The sequence below is a fragment of the Oleiphilus sp. HI0061 genome, assembly GCF_001635675.1.
Genome location: NZ_LWFE01001000.1, coordinates 24270 through 45691 on the forward strand (window position 1 = coordinate 24270; position 21422 = coordinate 45691).

General features: G+C 44.9%; 16 protein-coding genes and 1 tRNA gene. 12 read left to right on the top strand and 5 right to left on the bottom strand.

Features of this window, described 5'->3' with window-relative positions; genetic code table 11:
* Positions 1 to 7 precede the first annotated feature (7 nt).
* Together hemH and A3735_RS11840 are read right to left on the bottom strand one after the other, a co-directional pair.
* The gene (gene hemH, locus A3735_RS11835; RefSeq protein ID WP_068638103.1) at positions 8 to 1090 is read right to left on the bottom strand and encodes a ferrochelatase; all 1083 of its coding nucleotides are present in this window, start codon (positions 1088 to 1090) and stop codon (positions 8 to 10) included.
* 135 nt (positions 1091 to 1225) lie between these two features.
* The gene (locus A3735_RS11840; RefSeq protein ID WP_068638105.1) at positions 1226 to 2995 is read right to left on the bottom strand and encodes an acyl-CoA dehydrogenase C-terminal domain-containing protein; all 1770 of its coding nucleotides are present in this window, start codon (positions 2993 to 2995) and stop codon (positions 1226 to 1228) included.
* A gap of 210 nt (positions 2996 to 3205) precedes the next feature.
* Between A3735_RS11840 and A3735_RS11845 the strand changes: the two genes are divergently transcribed.
* The 11 genes from A3735_RS11845 (at position 3206) to A3735_RS11895 (ending at position 17578) form a co-directional block, all read left to right on the top strand.
* Complete coding sequence (locus A3735_RS11845; protein ID WP_068638109.1) at positions 3206 to 4093, top strand: TIGR01777 family oxidoreductase; 888 nt, start codon at positions 3206 to 3208, stop codon at positions 4091 to 4093.
* Positions 4094 to 4186: 93 nt separating this feature from the next.
* Positions 4187 to 5206, top strand: a complete 1020-nt coding sequence (locus A3735_RS11850) for a DUF523 and DUF1722 domain-containing protein (protein ID WP_082865023.1) — start codon at positions 4187 to 4189, stop codon at positions 5204 to 5206.
* A 390-nt stretch (positions 5207 to 5596) separates the two neighbouring features.
* Positions 5597 to 6535 (top strand): GGDEF domain-containing protein, encoded by a 939-nt coding sequence (locus A3735_RS11855; protein WP_068516523.1) that lies wholly within the window; start codon positions 5597 to 5599, stop codon positions 6533 to 6535.
* A gap of 215 nt (positions 6536 to 6750) precedes the next feature.
* On the top strand, positions 6751 to 9195 hold the full coding sequence (locus tag A3735_RS11860; protein ID WP_068516520.1) for a hypothetical protein: 2445 nt from the start codon (positions 6751 to 6753) through the stop codon (positions 9193 to 9195).
* 106 nt (positions 9196 to 9301) lie between these two features.
* Positions 9302 to 11020 carry a hypothetical protein gene (locus A3735_RS11865; RefSeq protein WP_156490165.1) on the top strand — a complete coding sequence of 573 codons (1719 nt, stop codon included), beginning with the start codon at positions 9302 to 9304 and terminating at the stop codon, positions 11018 to 11020.
* A 44-nt stretch (positions 11021 to 11064) separates the two neighbouring features.
* Entirely contained in the window at positions 11065 to 11859 is a 795-nt protein-coding gene (locus tag A3735_RS11870) for a hypothetical protein (RefSeq protein WP_068516515.1), read from the top strand.
* A gap of 2 nt (positions 11860 to 11861) precedes the next feature.
* Positions 11862 to 12671 (top strand): hypothetical protein, encoded by an 810-nt coding sequence (locus tag A3735_RS11875; RefSeq protein ID WP_068516514.1) that lies wholly within the window; start codon positions 11862 to 11864, stop codon positions 12669 to 12671.
* 60 nt (positions 12672 to 12731) lie between these two features.
* Complete coding sequence (locus A3735_RS11880) at positions 12732 to 13952, top strand: iron-containing alcohol dehydrogenase (RefSeq protein WP_068516511.1); 1221 nt, start codon at positions 12732 to 12734, stop codon at positions 13950 to 13952.
* A 278-nt stretch (positions 13953 to 14230) separates the two neighbouring features.
* Positions 14231 to 15403 (top strand): hypothetical protein, encoded by a 1173-nt coding sequence (locus tag A3735_RS11885; RefSeq protein ID WP_156490166.1) that lies wholly within the window; start codon positions 14231 to 14233, stop codon positions 15401 to 15403.
* A 95-nt stretch (positions 15404 to 15498) separates the two neighbouring features.
* Entirely contained in the window at positions 15499 to 16680 is a 1182-nt protein-coding gene (locus A3735_RS11890) for a hypothetical protein (protein WP_068516507.1), read from the top strand.
* A 235-nt stretch (positions 16681 to 16915) separates the two neighbouring features.
* Positions 16916 to 17578, top strand: a complete 663-nt coding sequence (locus A3735_RS11895; RefSeq protein ID WP_068516504.1) for a cupin domain-containing protein — start codon at positions 16916 to 16918, stop codon at positions 17576 to 17578.
* A 41-nt stretch (positions 17579 to 17619) separates the two neighbouring features.
* Here the strand turns inward: A3735_RS11895 and fghA are convergent, their stop codons facing one another.
* The 3 genes from fghA to A3735_RS11910 form a co-directional block, all read right to left on the bottom strand.
* Positions 17620 to 18471: an S-formylglutathione hydrolase gene (gene fghA / locus A3735_RS11900; protein WP_068516502.1), complete on the bottom strand. Its 852-nt coding sequence runs from the start codon at positions 18469 to 18471 to the stop codon at positions 17620 to 17622.
* Between the two features lie 37 nt (positions 18472 to 18508).
* Positions 18509 to 19618: an S-(hydroxymethyl)glutathione dehydrogenase/class III alcohol dehydrogenase gene (locus A3735_RS11905; RefSeq protein ID WP_197475897.1), complete on the bottom strand. Its 1110-nt coding sequence runs from the start codon at positions 19616 to 19618 to the stop codon at positions 18509 to 18511.
* A gap of 539 nt (positions 19619 to 20157) precedes the next feature.
* Positions 20158 to 20234 (bottom strand) — tRNA-Met (locus tag A3735_RS11910).
* Between the two features lie 271 nt (positions 20235 to 20505).
* On the opposite strand from A3735_RS11910, the gene A3735_RS11915 reads away from it, so the two are divergent.
* The coding region (locus A3735_RS11915; RefSeq protein ID WP_068638111.1) for a sensor domain-containing diguanylate cyclase at positions 20506 to 21422 on the top strand (917 nt) is incomplete at its 3' end.

Below are 21422 nucleotides of genomic sequence, written 5' to 3' on the forward strand. Positions count from 1 at the left end.
TTTAGTATTACTGGTGTAAAGGACATCCTTTAAACCTGCGTTCACGTGCCTGATAATCCTGAGCCTTGACCTCCCATCCTTGAAGGTTGCTGTCGATTATCGATTCTAGTAAATCAATATGGCTCCTATCTGAGTTTAACGCAGGGATATACTGATAACTTTGTCCGCCGGCTTCTAGAAAATAATCTCGATTTTCCACGGCAATTTCCTCAAGCGTTTCTAAACAGTCTGATGAAAAACCAGGGCAAAATACTTGAACAGATGAGACGCCTTTATCGGGGAGTGATTTCAAGGTGTGGTCGGTATACGGTTTAAGCCACTCAGCTTTACCAAAACGCGACTGAAAGCTTGTGATAACTTTATCCGCATCAATATCCAGCGCTTCAGTTAATAGTCGAGAAGTGACTTGGCAATGACAGTAGTATGGGTCACCTAACTCTAAGTATCGTTTGGGGACACCATGAAAAGATAGCATGAGCTTGTCAGCCTGGCCGTTCTCAGACCAAAACTGTTTTATTTTATCGGCCATTGCTTTGATATACAGCGGATGGTCGTGATAAGAAGTTATAAAGCGGAGTTCAGGCACCCAGCGACGCGCTGTTAGTTCTGTAGAGACCGCGTCAAAGGTGGAACCGGTAGTCGAACCTGAGTATTGAGGATACAAGGGAAGGATCACTAAGCGTCGAGCACCTTCTTCTAGCATTGAATTCATTACCTTGTCGATGGAAGGGTTGCCGTAACGCATCGCAAACTTGGTAACAACCTGGTCACCCAATTTGGTTTCTAGCCTCTTGCTTAAGGCTTTTGCCTGCTCTTGTGTGTGCGAAAGCAATGGTGAACCATGCTCCGTCCAAACCGAGGCATAGGCTTTAGCCGACTTTTTAGGACGTATGCGTAAAATAATGCCGTGTAAAATTATCAGCCAGATAAGTCGCGGAATTTCTACAACGCGAGGGTCAGACAGAAATTGTCTGAGGTAAACTCGTAAAGCTTGTGGTGTTGGTGCGTCGGGAGTACCTAAGTTGGTAATTAACACACCTATTTTATCTTCTTGAGTGTGAGTGAAATCGTCTAGTCCTTTAAATTTCATAATACCTGTTCCTGTCAGTAATGCTTGTATCAACAAGATTGATTGTTCGTCGCGCTATGGCAAGGATGCTTGTCTAGAAAACTGCATCATGCACTTAATTAATTGCGCATGATGCAGGAGTGTGGCTTGAGGTGACTAAAACTCTTCGACTGAAAAGTCCATGATGCTACTCTTTCCAGATTTTATGTCTGAAAGCAATGTCTCCATTTCTGGTGCGTATAAGCGGAAGAAGTGTTCAGCAGCTTTACGCTTGCCTTCTAGGAACGCTGCTGGGTATTGTTTGGCTGTTTCTGCTTGCTGCGTTTGAGCGGCCATTCTGGCCCATAATACAGCTAAGGTGGTTAGTGCAAATGTTCGTAGTAGCGTCGATGCCACCGCGCCTGCCTGTTCCGGATCTTGGCTTGCGTTCTGGCCTAACCAACTCAGTGCAGACTGCAAGGTAGATAGAAAACCTTCACAGTGCTTCAAGTGACTCTCGTTTGATACGATAGAAAGTAACGAACGCATCTCATTGAAGTAAGTTAGGGGGAGTTTCCCGCCTTTCATGGTTAGCTTACGGCCGACTAGGTCCATCGCTTGAATTCCGTTGGTGCCTTCATAGATGCGGGCAATACGGCCATCGCGGAGCAGTTGCTCAACAGGCCAATCCTGTGTGAAGCCAGAGCCACCCATAGATTGGAGGCCCGCATCGACGCAAGCATATCCTTCATCGGTCAGAAATGATTTGACGATGGGCGTGAGTAATTGAAACAAATCATCGGAGCGTTCCCGCACATTTGAATCGGCGTGGTGGTGACTTAGGTCATAGTGAAGGCCGGCCAAGCTGGCCATTGCTCTAGACCCTTCTATCAAAACCTTTTGCTTTAAAAGCATGCGGCGCACGTCAGGGTGAACAATAATCGGGTCTGCCTTGCCTGACTTGTTTTGAGGCCCAGACAGGGAGCGACTTTGTAAGCGCTCCTTGGCGAACCCCAATGATACTTGGTAAGCCGTTTCTGCCAGCCCCAAACCTTGGATACCTACCATGATACGGGCAGCATTCATCATGGTGAACATGCACTTAAGACCTTGGTTTGCTTCTCCCACTAGCCAGCCTTTGGCATTTTCAAAGTTCATTACGCAAGTCGCTGATGCTTTGATTCCCATTTTGTGCTCAAGGCCTCCACAAAATGCTGGATTGCGCGACCCGTCTTCAAGCACTTTTGGGACGACAAATAATGAGATACCTTTGCTGCCTTCTGGGCTGCCAGGTATTTTAGCCAGCACTAAATGGATGATATTGTCGACAAGATCATGCTCTCCGCCGGTAATCCAGATTTTTGTTCCACTGATAGCGTAGCTGCCATCAGGGTTCTCTTCAGCTTTTGTGGTGATTAGGCCCAAGTCGGTTCCGCACTGAGGCTCGGTCAAGCACATGGTGCCAGTCCAAATGCCTTGTATAAGCTTTGGTAGGTAGGTTTGCTTTTGTGCTTCTGTACCGTGCTGCTGGAGTAAGTCTATCGCACCATGAGATAAACCTGGGTACATGCCAAACGATAGGTTCGTTGAACAGACCATTTCATCAACAACGTTTTTTAGTAAGTGTGGTAAGCCTTGCCCGCCAAACTCAGGCGCAGACGACAAACCACTCCATCCACCTTGTTGGTAGTGTTCGTAGGCTGCTTTGAAGCCATTTGGAGTTTTCACTGTTTTAGTGTCTGGATCGAATTGGCACTCTTCTCTGTCACCAGATGTATTGATAGGCAGTAACACGCCCTCGGCCAGTTTAGCAGCTTCTTCTATAACTGCTCTTTGCATTTCTTCTGTGGCTTCGGTGAACGCAGGACTTTCGGCTAGTTGGCCGGAGTTTAAGACATCAAACAAGACGAAATTAATATTATCCAATGGTGCTTTGTAATGACTCACAGTTAACCTCTTTATAAGTTCTTTGGTTCGACTCAGAGCCGAACAGTTTTGCGACAGCGAATAAATGATATTCAACAAGGTTTACGTCGTTAAAAACAAATTGGATCAATATGAAAGAAAACTCTGAAGTGGATCCAAATTACAAACTATTGCGTAAGTGAGTTAATAAGAGATTGAAACCGGAACTGCCGGATCGTTGGGGAGATTAGTATGAAATTATTAGTAACGGGTGGAACGGGCTTGATAGGTCGCCGATTTATCGAACGGTATACTCACCACGACTATACCGTTTTGACCAGAGATTTTCGAAGTGCGCAGAAAAAACTACCTCAACACGTTTCCTTAATTGACAGTTTGGAAAACTTTACAAACCTAGATGGGTTTGACGGCGTTATAAATCTAGCCGGTGAGCCTATTATCGACCGTCGTTGGACAGCACAACAGAAACTCAGAATATGTGAAAGCCGATGGGCAATAACTCAGGCCTTGGTTGATCTCATTAACAAGGGAGATAACCCTCCAAATGTTTTTTTATCTGGATCGGCTGTCGGTATATACGGTGATCAGGGCGATACGAAGCTAGATGAGGCCTTTGGGCTTGGGCACTCAGACTTTGCTTCAGAACTGTGCTTTCATTGGGAGCAGTTAGCGCAGATGGCAAACAAAAGAACTCGCTGCGCTACCTTGAGAACGGGTATTGTCTTAGACGGTTCGGGCGGCGCGCTATCAAAAATGATTTTGCCATTTAAGTTGTGCCTTGGAGGGCCGCTGGGAAACGGCAAGCAGTACATGCCCTGGATTCATAATGTTGACGTAACCAGAGCGCTTGAGTATTTATTAGTAAATCAGACGACGCGTGGCGCGGTCAATTTAGTCGCACCTGGTGCCGTAAGAAATAAAGAGTTTTCTATCGCGCTTGCTCGTACATTAAAGAGAATTGCAGTACTTCCTGTTCCGGCATTTATCTTGAAAACCATACTCGGTGAATCATCTATTTTATTGCTTGGAAGTCAGAATGTAGTCCCAAAGAAGCTTCTAGAAAGTGGCTTTCAATTTCAGTATCCTCAGTTAAAGCAAGCCTTGGATGAGATACTTTGACTTTAAATCATGTCATTATGATCTAGTTTTGTGCTTGTCGCGTATACCTTGTAGAACTGTTAAAAATGCATGGCATGTAAGAGGGTGATGGGTATGAAAAAGCATAATGTTATTGTCTCCGACAAGGCTGCTTCTAGCGACGCTATGAAAAGCCGAGGTGAGAAGTCAATTCAAGTAGGTTTGAGTGCCTGTTTGGCGGGTCATGAGGTGCGTTATAATGGCGGTCATACCCAATCTCGTTTATGCCTCAATGTACTTAGTAAGCACTTCGAATTTAAAACCTTCTGCCCAGAAGTTGCTGCTGGGTTTGGAACTCCCAGACCTACCATGAGGCTGACGGGCAACCCGGAATCGCCTCAATTAAATTTTAGCGACGACAATTCTAAAGACTTGACTGATCAGTTAGTGAGTGGTTTTGAGCACAAACTACCAGAAATGGGGAGTTTGGATGGTTATATCCTGATGAGAAACTCGCCTAGTTGCGGCATGGAAAGGGTGAAAGTCTATCAGCCTAATGGTCATGCTCATATGAAGCCAGGGATGGGCGTTTTTGCTCGTGCTTTAAGGGAAAAATATCCGCTAATGCCAATTGAAGAAGAAGGTCGTCTCAATGATGACGTCTTGTATGACAATTTTGTGATGCGCGTTTATGCGTATCATAACTTTCGTAAAGAAGTTTTGGATCAGCCTAGTGTTTTAAAACTAACCAAATTCCATGCGAGCTACAAATACTTATTGATGGCACATAATCAAAAGCAAGCGAAAGCGCTTGGCAGGTTGTTAGCGGGTGACAAGAGCTTAAGTATCGAAATGCTTGCAGGGCGTTATTTTGAGGGTTTTATGCAAACACTCTCTAAACCTGCCAATCGAAGAGGGCATACAAATGCCTTATTACATATTCTAGGGTACTTAAAAAGAAGCGTACCCTCAGTGTCACGCCAGCACATTGAGTCTTCTATTTTGAAGTACAAAGAAGGCATAACTCCTTTGGCAACGCCTTTAACCCTTCTGTCTCACTATTTGAGTCAGTTTGGCTCAGCTTATATAAATGAGCAGAGATACCTACAGCCTTACCCTGAAAACATTCACCCTATCCGTAAGTATTGTCACTAGTGTTTTTATAATGAAGAAATAGTCAATATAGCCTCTAAGTGATTTACCGTTTAGGGACTTGGCTAGTAATGCTTTATTGGCAGAACTTCCATGGAGTAACTATAGTTATCACTCAGGCTTATTTTGGTACAGCCTTAAATAATGCAGTTAACTGTGTTTGATATAATAAACTATAGTGAAAAGTTGGGCGACGATTGGGGAATACATCAGTTCAGGCGGCAAGAGGCTTTGGTTCATCCGAAGACTGGGTTGAAGAAATGCAGTTAATCTTTTGTATGCAAATGCAGTGGCGGCAACATTTGGGAGCTTAGCTGTTTTACTCCTTATTGCGTTTTCTGTGTCCGACTATATTGATTCGTTGATTCGTTGATTCTTGGCACTTGGGTTCTGATGGGCGTAGCTTTAGCCATTTTTAGAGCCTTAGCATTGGTTCTATTTAGGCTTAAGAGAGACAAGTTTGGTATACCTTTTTGGCAATACTCTTACCGCTTACTAAATTTATTGTCTGGAACTTTGATTGGCCTTGGCGCGGTCTGTTTCTTTCCCGTTCTTCCCGCTGAGTATCAAGTAATTATTCTGTCTGCAGTTGTAGGCTTGACCGCGGCAGCGCTAGCGACACATGCGGTTGATAACCCCGCATTTAACTTGTTTATGTTGCCTGCGTGTGGCTTGCCTGCGTTAGCATTTGTTTATTTTGATTACGAATCTCATTACGTCCTAAGTCTGTTATTAGCTTTCTTTATGCTTGTCATGATAAAGACGGGTCGTCAGACACGGGAAACGTTAATAGAAAATTTTAAGCTTACCTATACACTGCAATATCGAGCTAATCATGACCCCTTAGTAGGTCTTTTTAATAGGGGAGAGTTTGAAAGGCAGTACATGACCAGCACCCCCAATAGTCTTCACAGCATAGCGCTTATTTTTATTGATCTAGATAATTTCAAAAAACTAAATGATAGCTATGGTCATCAAAAAGGAGACCAAGCATTAACTGAATTTGCGGAAATAATTCGGGCTCAAACTCGCAAGGATGACGTTAGTGCGCGTCTTGGTGGAGATGAGTTCACAATATTATTGTTTGTTGATCAAATCGCTACGGCAAAAGCGATCGCGTTGAACATAATTGCTGACACGCAGAATATGGGTGTTAATGCTGAACTTGGTGACCTAAAAATCGGCTGTAGTGTCGGCTTAGCATTTACAAGTAATAATAACTTACCTTATTCGAAGCTGATGAGTGCAGCCGATAACGAGTGTTATAGAAGTAAACGCAATGGCAAAAATCAGTTAAGCGTTACTGATATAGATAAACCAACGCAGAGCTAGGTTAAGGGCCTTTCTGGAATCTACTTCTAGCTTGCAAGGTTTGTTAGATATTTCCTTATGTTACCGCAAAATATTAGAGTAATAGCTCTTTCCCTTTTGTCTAAATTTCCTGTAATGTGCCCTCGTTCCTATTACTACAGGCTAGGTTGTAAGTACTCATAAGTGGAAATAGCTTTTGCCTGTACTATGCTTTATGAAAAAAAAGGATGATTGCTATGAGTAAAAAGTTCTGGGGTATTACAGCCTCTATTGTTGGTGCTGCGACGGTATTTCACTTCGCGACCTTACCACCAGCACCGCCGAGTGTGCCGCCTGTTCCAGAAAACATAGCTATTCCAGAGGTGCCCACCTTAACGCCTTACGACTTGCCAACGGGTAACGTTGAGGTTTCTGACGAACCCTATCGAGCGACTTTCCGAAGTGTCGGGATTCCAGACTTAATCGAAAACGATCTAACCACTGGTGTATACAAAGGTACCCCTTACTGGCTGGAAAGAGCTGAGTGGTTTAACGAGAACTATTACAATACTCTGGCAGCACGTAAAGTCTGGCCAGAAGGTAAATCGCCAGATACGCATGAGCGTGGTGACCCAGTAACATGGGCGATAGAGCCTATTGCTCAATATACTCCGCCTCCTTGTGATCAGCCTCAGCCAACCGGCTATGATGCTGAGGGTTGTCGTTATGTCAATGCACTGTTCAAAGATGTTGAAGCAGTTGACCCTGAAAAAGCTCAAGCAATGAGAGATCAAGCCCGTCGTGGCCGTGATGTTTGGTTTAAAGGTACCTTTGGTAATCAGGATGAGAACATCATTCACCAAGCACGACTAACCGGTAAAGAGGGTATGAACTACCCGTGGTTAGATACTCGCACTCGTCCTTATCGTTTCACCAAATGGGGCTTGATCAACGACCCGGATTGTAAGCAAGGTGATGCGTCTTCTAATTGGTATGATATCTGCCAAGACCCTCATTCATCGGGTGTGCTCGGATATCGTAAATACTATCAGGAGCCGATCAAGGATGAGTCTGGCAAAGTGGTTTACGATGCAAGAACTGCAGCCTACGAAGAAAATGAAATCAAAGAAAACAAACGCTTTGCTATCGGACACCCCTGTGTACAGTGTCACGTAGCGTTTGAACCGACAAACCCGCCTAAAGATCCAAATGAGCCTAAGTGGGAAAACCTGAGTGCAACAATTGGTAACCAACACACGCGCCAGCCTATGGCTTTTTTCCAAGGTGTGCCTGAAGACCATTTAGCGAACCAAGCAGTGATGGCAGGACGTTTAGGAACAATTGACACGTCGATTGTAGCGTCTGATTGGAGCCACAACCCGGGTACGCAAAACAATATTATGGACTTCCATAACAAGCGTGTCTTTGAGCATGAAATGAAAGACCCGGTCACGGGTGAAGTTTCAACAGCGCGCACTCGTCACGTACTGAAAGGCGGTGAAGATAGTGTCGGTGAACACCTAGCGCTGATTCGTGTTTATGTGAATATCGGTATGTGTACAGAAGAATGCTGGGTGCCTAACTTTCCGCATCCTGGGCAGCATTTCGGCCAAGGCAATAAGCAAAGCCCAATGCGTATTATGCAATGTGCAAACGAATGTGATGCGTGGAACTATGCCGATGCAAAAATGGATGACCTGGCTGCGTTCTTGATTACTGGCGGCCCGACCTATCTACTAGCATCTCAAGACCTGGATGGCAAAGCAGGTAAGGATTATATCGATTTGGATAAGGTTCCAGAAGGCCGCAAAGTTTTTGCTCGTGAGTGTGCAGGTTGCCACAGCTCGAAAATGGCACCAGAAAACGTACGTGCAGATAAGAATGCTTTGGCCAAGTTCTACGAAGGTCATGTATTTGGTTCGGAAGATTACTGGCAATTAGAGTTCACTGACGCAGAGCGCAATGATCCGGCCTTTATTGCGAAATTTATGCAGAAAGATGAGTCCGGTAAGTTACGTCCTAAGCAGTTCGCCGAGAAAGGTATCTTTGGTCAGGATTGGCTGTCAAACGATGAGTTAGTGCCTTTCGATATCATTGGTACAAACTATTGTCGAGCCATTCATGACAATCATAATGAAGGCCACATCTTTGAAGAGTTCTCATCTGAGACCTACAAGAATAAGCCTTCACCGGGCAGTATTCCTAAGGTGCTTAACCCTGTCGCGCCAATCGTCGGTGGTATGCAGATTGGCGAGAAGAAGATTGAAGGTGGCCCAGGGTACTTGAGAAACTTCTCTCTATTATCGGCTTGGGCAACGGCTCCATTCCTACATAACAATGCGATTGGTGAAGTGACTTTCCTTGAAGACGGTTCACCTGACTACACGGTTAAAGGACGTATCGAACAATTCGAAATGGCCTTCGATGAGTTGATGAAGTCTGACGATCCGCTGGCAGAGAACAGTCGCCCGCAGAAGATCACTAAGTTACAGCATGACCTGAATATTACCTTAAGCGGTCAGCCAGATGGCATTGTCCATTTCCCTAAAGGCACGCCTGCTGCGCATGTACTTTCGTCTAATCCACATGATGCAGTATTCTTGAAGTGCGGTGATTTTGTTGAGAACAAAGGCCACCAGTTTGGTATAGATCTACCTGCAGAAGAAAAACTAGCCCTACGTGAATTCTTGAAACTCATGTAACGTTTGGTACTCATGTTTGTCATGAAAAACGAATGGGGAGGCCTAATTGCTTGAGCTGAGGCAGCTTTGTTATCACAAGGGCTGCTTTAGCTGGGCAATGTTAATAATGAATCTATCTAGAGCAATAAGTGCGTTAGTCCTGTTGTGTATGCTCGCTATTGGCATTACATATTGGTCTATCAATCACGCTGATAATCCGTCTATTTCTGAACTCACTCAATCTCTTGATGGTGTAGAAGAGTCGTCTCTGCATAGTCAGCTGATACCTGATACAGACCTCCCTCCTGAGGGAACCCGTTCTTTGTTCGACCATATAATCGCGCAGAATGATGGCTTGCCTTACCCTTTTACTGAAATGATCAAGCTCTTGCAGAGCCAGCACCCTGAAGGTGAAGCGCCGCTGTCATTGCTGATTCCTGATGGCCGTTCACTGCTAAAAGGCCAAGCTGATCATCATTTACCTCGAATACTGATTGCGCCAGACTTTCAGGAAGAAAACACCCCAGCGGGTTTGGGTATGAATACCCAAGGCCAGCTTTTTGTTGCGCTAGTCGAAGGGGCAAATGAAATAGAGGTGCTTAGCTACAATGAAGGCGCAGGGCGGTTTGAGTTTCAGCTGGTGCAAAATTATTGTGAAGGGTGTGTGCCAAGAATTGTCTATACTCGTCGAGCGATCTGCCTGACCTGCCACCAAGGGGGCGGGCCTATTTTCTCGCAGCGCCCTTGGCAAGAAACCAATGGACAGTTAAGTGTTGCTAAACGTATACAGGCGGCCAGAGGTAACGAGCCTTATTGGGGGGTAGACATTGAACAACCGCTGGCTACGCCTGAGCGTTTTGATGAACTCACTGATGTTGGAAATTTTCATGTAGCTAGCCAGCGCGTATGGCTAGATGCTTGTGGAGTCGAAGGCAATGAGTGTCGACGTGCACTATTGTCACTCGCTCTACGTTACGCAGATCAGCCAGGCTTGTTTGATTCAATGAGTAAAGAGGTGAATACCTTACTCAAGCTCTGGGCGAATACTTATCCCGAGACGGGCATTAAGGTGCCACAATCCGACTTGGCTAATCGAGACCCAAGTGGTGAGTCAAACACCTTTACCGAGTGGCTATACGCAACCCTTACTCCTGATATTAGCTTTGGTGACGGCGCCAAAGACAATGAAGATCTCAATGCGTTTGAAAAGCTACCACCTCTGCCACCAAGGCAGGACCCATTAACGAAGCGGGAGCCAAAACAAACGCTAAGTAAATCGGATATCGATGGTGTCTATGGTATCGCCAGTTTCTTCACTGACTCAGATTTGAAAACACTCAACGCTCACTATAGCTACAAGATAGACGCCATCTTGCAAAGAGTTTCTGACTTACCGGTTGAATTCTTTGAAGCAAAGCCTTTTTCTCGGGTGGCAACTATGAAGGCTTTATTAGCTAAGGATCTTCAGTATTGTTGTTTAGATACATCTGACATGTCTTTGCCACGAGTGAGTAGCGCGCCTAAGTTAGAGATAAACGAATATCAAGAACTTAAGTTGTTTGAGCAGTATTGCTTCACTTGTCATCGAGGTAACCCTGCTAAGCGCCTTGATTTTATGTCAGGTGATAACGAGCAAATTGTGCTTGATAAGATCAAAGATAAAGCAGAAATTCGAGACGTTCTGGACTGGGAGCGTTATCAGAATACTGATAAGGAAAGTACCTTAATGCCGCCAAGAGATTCTGTGCAGTATAAAATGCTTGTCGAGGCTTTGAGTGACGAAGGGAAAGAGGGTGATGAATTACAGCTGATGCGAGACACGGTGCCAAGCTTGTTTAGCTTTTAATCTATACTAATCACTATCGTGGAATAATCGAGAGAATATTATCAATGCACATACTTCAAGTAGCGATGTTGAAAAAGGCCATACAGCTATCGCTCGCCTTGGTTTTGATATTGAATGCCGCAAACATTTACGCGATGCCTGCCTTTGCGCGTCAATACAAGCAGCACTATGGCTATACGCCATCTTGTCACGCTTGCCACAAAGAAGGTGGCGGTACACCTTTAAACTTTTACGGACAGGCCTTTGAAGATCAGGGAAAAAACAAAGCCGCCTTAAGACTGATCGCCGAGCTGGACAGTGATAAAGATGGTATCGCTAACGGTGTTGAAGCGGTCAAAAAATCTAACCCGGGTAATCCGAATTCGCTGCCTTCTAAACCGGGAAATTGGCTTGATTTATCCAGTATTATTCCAAAAGAAGTGCAAACGTTATTTCCTAAGGCTGAAGCTTGGAAACCGCTTGATGCCACCTTAACTGAGAAAGACCTTAAGCGGGCTGAGGCCATGGGTGTAAGGCTTAGCGGTGAAGACGAGAACACGATATACATCCCTGTCGCAAATCGTCGTCCGATAGGGACCAGTCTCATCTTTCCTGTGATATATAAGAATGAAACCTTCTTCTTATTGATGTCGACAGATCGTCACTTGAATATTAGCCAAGTTAAAGCTTTAGAGTCACAGGAACTTCCTTTCGAATTAGGGGCGGAGCTATTTCAAGGTTTTAAGGGCTCAGCACTTCACTCAATACCTAAGCGCGATGGTGATGGGCTGGCGACTGCGATAAACAGTGCAGTTAAACGTGCCGGTGCCTTGGTTTATATTCGCTTGAAGGGGGCTTAAGCATGCAAGGCTTGATAGCTAATAGTTTGTTCAGCATCTTGTTAACCTTAACGGCTTCATTCAGGGCACCCTTCTTAGCACTGTTTACGGTTTGTTTCCTGAGCTTGGGGGCGAGTCCTGCTTTGGCAGAAAATGCAGAATTTGATTTCTTCAGTGATGCGCCTATCGCTGAAGAGGAATTGGTCATTGTGCCACCCGAAAAAACAGCATGGGAAGACATTGGAGCGCCTATCGCGCTTGTGGTCTTTTTCTTCTTTTCTTGCTTCTTAATCAACTGGTTTTTCCCATTCAAGCAAACGGGTATGGAGTTTGATCTTCACAACCTGCCTATCGCGGCGCAGCGGGGTATTGGTGTAGCGGTCATACTTTATGGCATAGCCTTGGTGTTTGGCGCGATGGAGGCGCATTACCAAGTCCACTTGCATGGTGACGCACCCAGCTATTTTCAGCAAATGGGTGAAGGCAAGCTGATTGCTTTCACGCATGCCCACCTATTTGGCTTCACAACCAGCTTCTTTATCATCGGTATACCTTTCTCTATGCACTTCAGTCGCCTTAAGGTCTATCAATGGATATTTCCGGTTGGGTTGATTGCCTCGTTAACAGACATCATCTCCTGGTGGGGAATGAAGTATATCTCCGGTAACTTCGAGTACATTACCTGGGCCTGTGGTCTCATCTTTAGTGTGTGCTTTATGTGGATGCTTATCGGCCTGGTAAGAGTGCTATTCTTCCCGAAAGTAAAATGGTTCCCTGATTTTATCAACGAAGATAATCAGCGCCGTTTTAAGGAAGAGCATCCTCCTGAATAGAATCAATTTGCTCACAAGCTATTATCATTATGCAATGCAGTCGAATAAGGACTTAACGCTATGAACGACTTTTTTGGAAAGCTATTAAACTATGTTTGGATGTTTTGTCTAAAACTCACAGCCAGCCTACCGTTGATTAAAGAACCTAAGTTATTCGAGGGAGAAAACTCTTCACTTGATTTGATCGATTACATGGCGAGCCAGAAGCATAAAAGCGTACTGATTGTAACGGGTGCTGGGCTAATTCGAAGAGGGCAGGTGCAGCCGATTATTGATCGTTTTGCCGAACTTAATATTAGTGTGACTATTTTTGACCGTGTAGAACCCGACCCGACGTTCAGTATCACGAATGAAGCATTGAATCTGCTAAATGAAAACAATTGCCAAAGCGTGCTAGCGATCGGCGGTGGTTCTGCGATGGACCTTGCTAAAGTCATTGCCTTGAGTGCTTCCAATAAGAAAAAACCAGAAAAACTTACCGGTTATTTCAAAGCACTTAAGAAACCTTTGCCGTTTTACGCTATCCCAACAACAGCTGGCACAGGCTCAGAAGTGACGGTTATATCCGTCATATCTGATAATCAGACTAAAAGTAAAAGCTTCGTTATTGACCCTCGTACAGCCAGCTTAGCCACCGCACTTGATCCAGTATTTATGATTACGATACCGCCTGCGTTGACGGCAGCGACAGGAATGGACGCCTTAACCCATGCTATTGAAGCGTATGTCGGAAGAAATGGTAGTGCTTACACAGACGAGCAAGCCCTCGCAGCTATTCGTTTAATATTCAAAAACCTGCCTATTGCTTTTAAGGATGGAAGTAATATTGAGGCACGAAGTGCGCTGGCATTAGCTTCTTACAAAGCAGGACTAGCGTTTACGAAAGCATCACTGGGCTACGTACATGCTATTTCTCATCAATTGGGTGCGAAGTATGGTGTTGCCCACGGCTTGGGTAATGCAATTGTATTACCGCATGTGATTCAATATTCAGCGCCTTCAATTGAAGTCAAGCTGGCAACGATTGCACAAGAAGTTGGCATCGTGCAACAAGGAGACGACACAAAACAATCAGCAAAGAGAGTGGTAGAGTATCTTTTTGCGTTTAATAAAGCGGTCGATATCCCGGAAACGATTGCTGAGCTTCAAGAAGAAGACTTTCCTTCCATCGTTAAAGATGCCATGAGCGAAGCCTATTTCAATTATCCTGTTCCCAAATTTATGCCAGAACAAGATTGCAATACACTCTTACAGCAACTATTACCAAATACTGTAGCTTGAGGGTGAATTTTTTAGTCCACTTAGACTTGATCCTGACGCTTACTGCTTCGGTCTTTGCATTTGTCATTACTGCATAGACTTTCTTTAAGGAGCCGCAATGAAGAGTCAGGATTGGGTGGGGTGCCAATAGCAATACCGACATATGGGGTATAACCTAGTTCTCATAAATCACTAATACCCCCCAAATGGGCGGGTTAATAAAATACATACTCGCCGTATTATTTTTCCTATTCGTTCTATGACTCACAAAGTAATTAAATACTCCAGGCGGATGGATAGTGAAAATAATAAGATCTCGTAATGCTAAGATGATTGCTGGCGTCTCTGTACTCGCTGGAGTTGGCTTTGTCGCTCTTCAAAGTGAACCAGTACAGGAAACGTCAAAGCTTGGCACCCCCAAGAAAATTCAGGAAATAACCATTGGTGTTGAAGCTCAGTCTTTGGCAGAGACTGCGAACATGTCTCCCGATGACGCGCCTTTAGCTATTGAAGACAGGAATGATCCTTTTGAGGGGCGAGAGGTCAAATATCGCTTCCAGCAAATAGCGTCTCATTTTGCTCAGGAGATTAAATACCCTACTTTTTCGCGCCCGATTCATCAGCAACAGGACTTGGTTGAGTATTTACCCAATCGGGCCGTACAGTCTAGTCGACCGATCAATCTTGATGACGTTGATGGAGAGATACAAGAGGTAGGGCCTCGTATTGCTCTCAAGACCTCTAAGTTTAACTATTACCCTGGCGAACCTGTTGTCGCCGTCGCAGATGTGACAGGCATACAAGCTCGTAACTCTGTGCATGTCACGGGGCTAGTTCGAGTTGGTGGACAGATTGTCGCGAAAAACCAAGGTGTTATTCGCTCAGATGACGGTTCTAATCATGCTCACCAGCAATACAGCTTGCATTTTGATGACCTCAGCAATATTCCTGTGAGCGATCAGGGAGACATGGATGTTGTTGCCGAGTTTACGATTGATGGAAATACCTATGCGATTACCTCATTAATAAGGTACCCCAAGACGGTTGCGTCTATAGAGGGGCTTGGTGAGGTCGAGGTTGAAGGAGAATACCTCAAGATTCCAATGCAGGTGACGACCTCTGCTCCCGGCTTGCATGCCATTAAAGCAAATCTTTATGCTGCTGATTTAGGCACACCTCTTGTGCACCTGAATACGGTTGAAGAGCTCAACTCAGAGAGCGGTGTGCTCTTACTGAAAGCACACATCGCAGCACTTAAAAATATGGGCCATGAAGGGCCTTATGAACTCAGGGATCTTTCGTTTACCAGGGGGGCGTCTGCACCAAAATATACCGTGGAGCAAGGGCTGGTCGGCGCGTCTACATATCCTGTTGCCGGTTTCTCTTTTAGCGAATATGACGACGTTCCATACATCGACGAGAGCGCGCAATCACGTTTGGATTTCTTAAATCAACTAGGGAGTACTCACTAAGGCTAGCAACTTTCTGTAGCAGACAAGCTCTTAAATCACTACTCAACACATAATTAAGCTCTTAAAAATAAAGATAAAAGGACAGGAGAATTATCATGAAGATACTCAAGTATATCGTCGCTTTATGCATGGCGGCGTCTAGCCTTTCTAGCTTCGCAGGTCAAATTGCGGGTAAGAATATTTTACTCATCCAAGGGTATTGGCCCACGCATATTGCCGCTGATCCAGGTGACAACGGTAAGGAAGATGGCTATCGATATTGGGGGACGTCTGAACTATACAACGGCGGTAACGGTATTGTTCGGCATGGAGATGGATCGATCAATCAGACGGCAGACCCACATGCTAGAATTCTTTACTATGATTCAGGTAAACACCTAACTGGACCAGGTAATAATGGTGAGCTTGTTGCCAATCAGTTGCAAGAAATCTTCGCAGACACACCTAACTTTTGTGTTGATGGTTGTGTGTTGGTATTGCACTCAACGGGCGATATCGTAATGCGTTATGTTATGGATCCTCAAAATGCTTCACTGTTGGGTGATTATGCCAATAACTTAAACATTGACGCGGTCATCGCCATGGCGGGTGCCGGTGGTGGTACTGACCTGGCGAACATAGGTGTTGACCTGTTTAATGGTATCAACTACGGCTCTACTATTGCTAATGCTATTTCCGATTGGATTGGTGCAGATATTACATTGCCCAGCACGCGAATTGGTATGACGTATGAATTGCAGCCTGAAATTGCTCGAGGCTTAGCCGCGTCTGGTACGTCTAATTCGATCCCTAACTTGCGTATTGCAGGTACGGGTGATGAGCTTTTTGGTCTCGTTACGCACCCGCTGATTACAGGCGGCGATGACAGTGTTGTACCTCTGCATAGTGCATGTGGCTCTAACAGGGAAGAGTCCATTGATTCATGTGTGTCTGATCTAGCTGTAGATGGACGTGTGAAGTATGTCTCGAAGCACCCGTCTGGTTACTACGATTATTACTACCCCATCATTATGAGTGAGAACACACCTCACAATAATATGCCGCAATCCATTAATATCTGGTCTTTCCAAAACCTATTGGTACTTCCATGGTTTGTTGACGGTCACCCAATGACCTTCGCATTGAGCAATGCAAATCAATACGAAAACAGTGGTAATGCCTCAATCGATGTGGATGTAGAGTATCACCATCACTGGTCATGGTTTAAGAAATATCGGTATATCACCAATGCTTCAAGAAAAAGTATGTCTGAAGTGATACTGGACTCATTTGAGTAGTAGAGTCTGAAATACTTAGTCATGTAAAAAACTAGCATAAGGCTGAATAGAAAATCCGATGATGGCAACATTGTCGGATTTTTTTATGGGCTTTCGTTAAGGCTTAATCAATATTTTTGTGGCCCAGGCTTTAAGGCAATGCGTATATACCTGTTTGTTACCGTTAATAATAAAAAAGGTGTCAGGTCTTTTTTTTCACTGTATTGTTAATGCTCACAAGGTATGAGTATTAACAATGTTAAATATGGATTTTTCGGAAAAGCTGGCTCTCGATACAGCGAAAATGGAATGGGATAAAAGCCCTGCTGCCGGTGTTTGGCGTAAACCTTTGGAGCGAGAAGCTAAGGAATCGGGGCATACCACGAGCATTGTAATGTATGAGCCTGGCTCGTCTTTCTCTGAGCACTTTCACCCAATGGGTGAAGAGATTTTTGTATTGGAGGGCGTATTCTCAGATGAAACAGGAGACTTTGGCGCTGGAACCTATATACGTAATCCGCCTGGAAGCAACCATGCCCCGTTTAGTAAGCAAGGCTGTGTTATCTTGGTCAAGCTGAACCAGTTTTCACTCGAGGATAAAGAACAGGTACGCATCGATACTACTTCTACCTCTTGGCTGCCAGGAATCGGCAGGCTGCAGGTTATGCCTTTGCACGATTTTGAGCATGAGCATGTCGCACTGGTGAAGTGGCCGAGTAATGAGCGTTTTCAGTCTCACCGTCATTTTGGAGGGGAGGAAATTTTTGTCCTATCGGGAAAGTTTTGTGATGAGCATGGCATCTATCCTAAAGGAAGCTGGATACGTAGCCCTCACATGAGTCAGCATCACCCCTTCGTTGAAGAGGAGACGGTCATTTTGGTGAAAACTGGGCACTTACCCGTGCCAATTAACCCTTAGATAATTAAGAGGCGAAAGTATCTCTACACACTAAAACGCTTTTAGTCAGCTCTGCTTAAGTGAGCAAAGTGGAATCTTAGGTGATCTTCTATGAAGCTTTGAATAAAAAAGTAACTATGGTCGTAGCCTTTTTGCATTCTGAGTTCTAGATTCGCGCCGACAGATTTGGCGGATTCTACAAGATTTTCGGGTTTTAGTTGTTCCAGCAGAAAATTATCCTCATCACCTTGATCCACTAATATCGGTAACGCACATCCATGTTCTTTTAACAGCTCGCAACTATCGTATTGTTTCCATGTATTCTGATCCGTGCCAAGGTAAGCGAGAAATGCTTTTTGTCCCCATGGGCAATTGATTGGATTGCTAATAGGGCTGAAGGCAGAGACTGACCGATAAGCTTCTTGATTCTTCAGGGCAATAGTTAAAGCGCCATGCCCGCCCATACTATGCCCGAAAATAGATTTTACACTGGAGGCAGGGAAGTGGCGTTCAACAAGTTTCGGTAGTTCTGTTGCGATGTAATCGTACATTCGATAGTGGGAAGACCAGGGTGGTTGTGTAGCATTTAGATAGAAGCCAGCCCCTAAGCCTAGGTCATAAGAGCCTTCGGGGTCATCGGCAACATCTTCACCACGAGGGCTTGTGTCGGGTGCGATGATAATGAGTCCGAGTTCTTCTGCCAGACGAAAAACACCCGCTTTATGCATGAAGTTTTCATCTGTGCAGGTGAGGCCGGATAACCAGTACATTGCAGGGAGAGGGCTTCCAGTTGATGCCTTTGAAGGTATAAATACCGAAAACCGCATATCACAACCCAAAACATCCGATGTATGTGTGAACTGCTGATAGCAGCCACCAAAGACTCTTGCTTGATTTATTTGTTTTAGTGTCATGTAGCGGTCGCTTAATATTGTTATCTAATAAAATGTCTTAGTAATGAATGACGCTGCGAATACTCTTGCCTTCATGCATGAGATCAAAGGCATTATTAATCTCTTCGAGCGGCATAGTATGCGTAATGAATTCCTGTAAACCGAACTCTCCAGCCAAATACTGTTCAACGATACCTGGCAGTTCAGATCGACCTTTTACGCCGCCAAAGGCAGTTCCGCGCCAAACTCGTCCGGTGACTAACTGAAAGGGTCTTGTTGAAATCTCTTGACCTGCACCCGCAACGCCGATGATCACGGATTCTCCCCAGCCTTTATGGCAGCACTCTAGTGCCTGTCGCATGACATTAACGTTACCAATGCACTCAAATGAATAATCCACGCCTCCATCGGTCATTTCAACAATGACCTCTTGAATAGGCTTGTCAAAATTCTGAGGATTAATACAATCGCTTGCACCTAACTGCTTGGCGAGTTCAAACTTACTTTCGTTGATATCGATGCCGATAATACGACTAGCGCCTGCCATACGGGCACCGATAATAGCGGATAAACCAATACCGCCCAAGCCAAAGATGGCAACGGTATCACCTTGCTGTACTTTAGCTGTGTTCAAGACAGCACCCATTCCTGTTGTTACACCACAACCTAGCAGGCAGACTTCTTCAAGGGGAGCATCTTTGTTTACTTTCGCCAAGGAAATCTCTGGTAAAACGGTATACTCAGAAAAAGTGGAACAGCCCATATAGTGATAGATTGGTTCACCATTCTTATAAAAACGAGTAGTGCCGTCTGGCATCAACCCTTTACCTTGGGTTTCCCGTACGGCCTGGCATAAGTTTGTTTTCCCCGACATGCAAAATTTACATTCACCACACTCAGCTGTGTAAAGCGGGATTACGTGGTCGCCGACTTCGACGCTTGTAACGCCTTCACCGACCATTTCGACAATACCACCACCTTCATGACCAAGGATTGATGGGAAAATTCCCTCTGGGTCTTCACCTGACAAGGTGAAGGCATCAGTATGACAGACCCCGGTTGCAACGATCTTTACCAAGACCTCGCCCGCTTTCGGGTACATAACATCGACTTCTTCGATCTTCAGGGGTGTGTTAGGGCCCCAAGCAACGGCGGCTTTAGATTTAATAAACTGGTCAGTCACAAGGTTTCTCCGGGGGGAAAGATGAAATTCACAATCAGATTAGCTACAAGCCTATATCGGCCGAAGCGTGTTCCAATCTTGACATATTCCTAAACTTTTTCCAGCGCTTTTGTTTTAGGTTGGTGGCTTAATGATCCGCACCAGTTAAAGCGGACGCCCTGTTAAGGTGATCATTGTGGCGACTTCTTTCGCAAGGCAAATGCTCGTTTTAATGTACCTTGGTTAAACCCCTCAATACTCAACTTTTGCAAATATGTTAAGAAATAGATCTGAGACCTTTTTTGTTGATTTGCACCCAAAACTGACCCATTAAACCCAAATATTTGCATCGAATTTTGACCCACGTATAAACCTATCCCTGCTTCAACAAAGGCAGGAGAAAAAGGAGTGATAGACGTGGCTCTATTGAATCAACGGGGTCAGACTCGATTGAACTTCTGTTAAAGAAAATGATTTAGTTATGGATGCTACTTTCTACAAGCGAAAAAAAAGACCAGTTAGATAACTAACTAGTCTTTTTAATGTGGTAGCGGGGGCCGGATTTGAACCGACGACCTTCGGGTTATGAGCCCGACGAGCTACCAGGCTGCTCCACCCCGCATCAATCTCGTCTTGATCAAGGTTTGTTGCCTCAATCAATGTGCGCGTATACTATCCATCGATGTGCTTCCCGTCAAGCCTAATTCCATCTTATTTAATAAAAACGGATTTTTATGTGTTAATTAATGCGGGTGGCGGGTGAATTCACTGTCTGGTGATGATCTGAGTCCAATTGCCGCGATAAAATTGCGTTATGCTTCTACAGAGGAAGCGATTTAAACTACAATATACAGATGTCTTAGTTATACCTATCCCAAGCCGGAGATTCTTGGATGCCCTCAGTTGATGACCTCGTTGCGACCGCGAGGCGTAACGAAATAATCGCTCGTAACCTCTTCGATATAGAAGTTGCGATTATGAACATTACTCGTTGTTCGGACTTCTTTATGGCGCTGGTGTCGCTGGTGCAGGAAAAGTTCGAAATCGAGCATGTGTGGACGGTTTTGACGGAAACGCCTTCTAACGCTCATCTGATTGATACTTTGCGCGAAGCTGAGCGTAAAGCTGATAAAGAAGCGCCTGTCATTCTGCGCACAGTGAGTATGGTGGATTTTCTAGGAGCGACTCAGAGTGTCCGAGAGCCAATTTTGGTTAGTCGTGACATCAAGCGCTATCACTCGCTCATGCCTATTGAAGTGAAACGCAATGCCGAGCCTCACGGTGTTCGTTCGCTGGCTGTATTGCCTATTGTGATTGATAGCAAGGTTGTAGGGGCTTTGATGCTGGGTTCAAACTCCGCCGAGCGCTATAGCCCGAGCAAAGATAGCTTCTTTCTGAAGCAGTTGTCTGTAAAAGTCTCTTTCTCGCTAGCGGGTGTATGGGCAAGAGAAAGGATTAGCTTTTTGGCAACGCGAGATCCGCTTACTTTATTACGTAATCGTAGAGAGTTAGAGGAAACGCTTGATCAAGAGTTAAGTCGTCATGCGCGCCAGAAAGAAGATTTGGCGGTCATGTTTATCGATTGTGATGATTTCAAGATAGTCAACGATACCTGCGGTCATGACTGTGGTGATAGTTATCTCAAGCATGTTGCACATCATCTGAATGAGTTAACACGAAAGAGTGATTTGGCATTCCGCTTTGCTGGTGATGAGTTTGTCGTGTTGCTGCCTCATCAGCGCCAAGAAGGCGCTGATATTATTGCAGGGCGTATTCGCGAGCATCTCTTGAATACGCCTCTCAGAGTCGA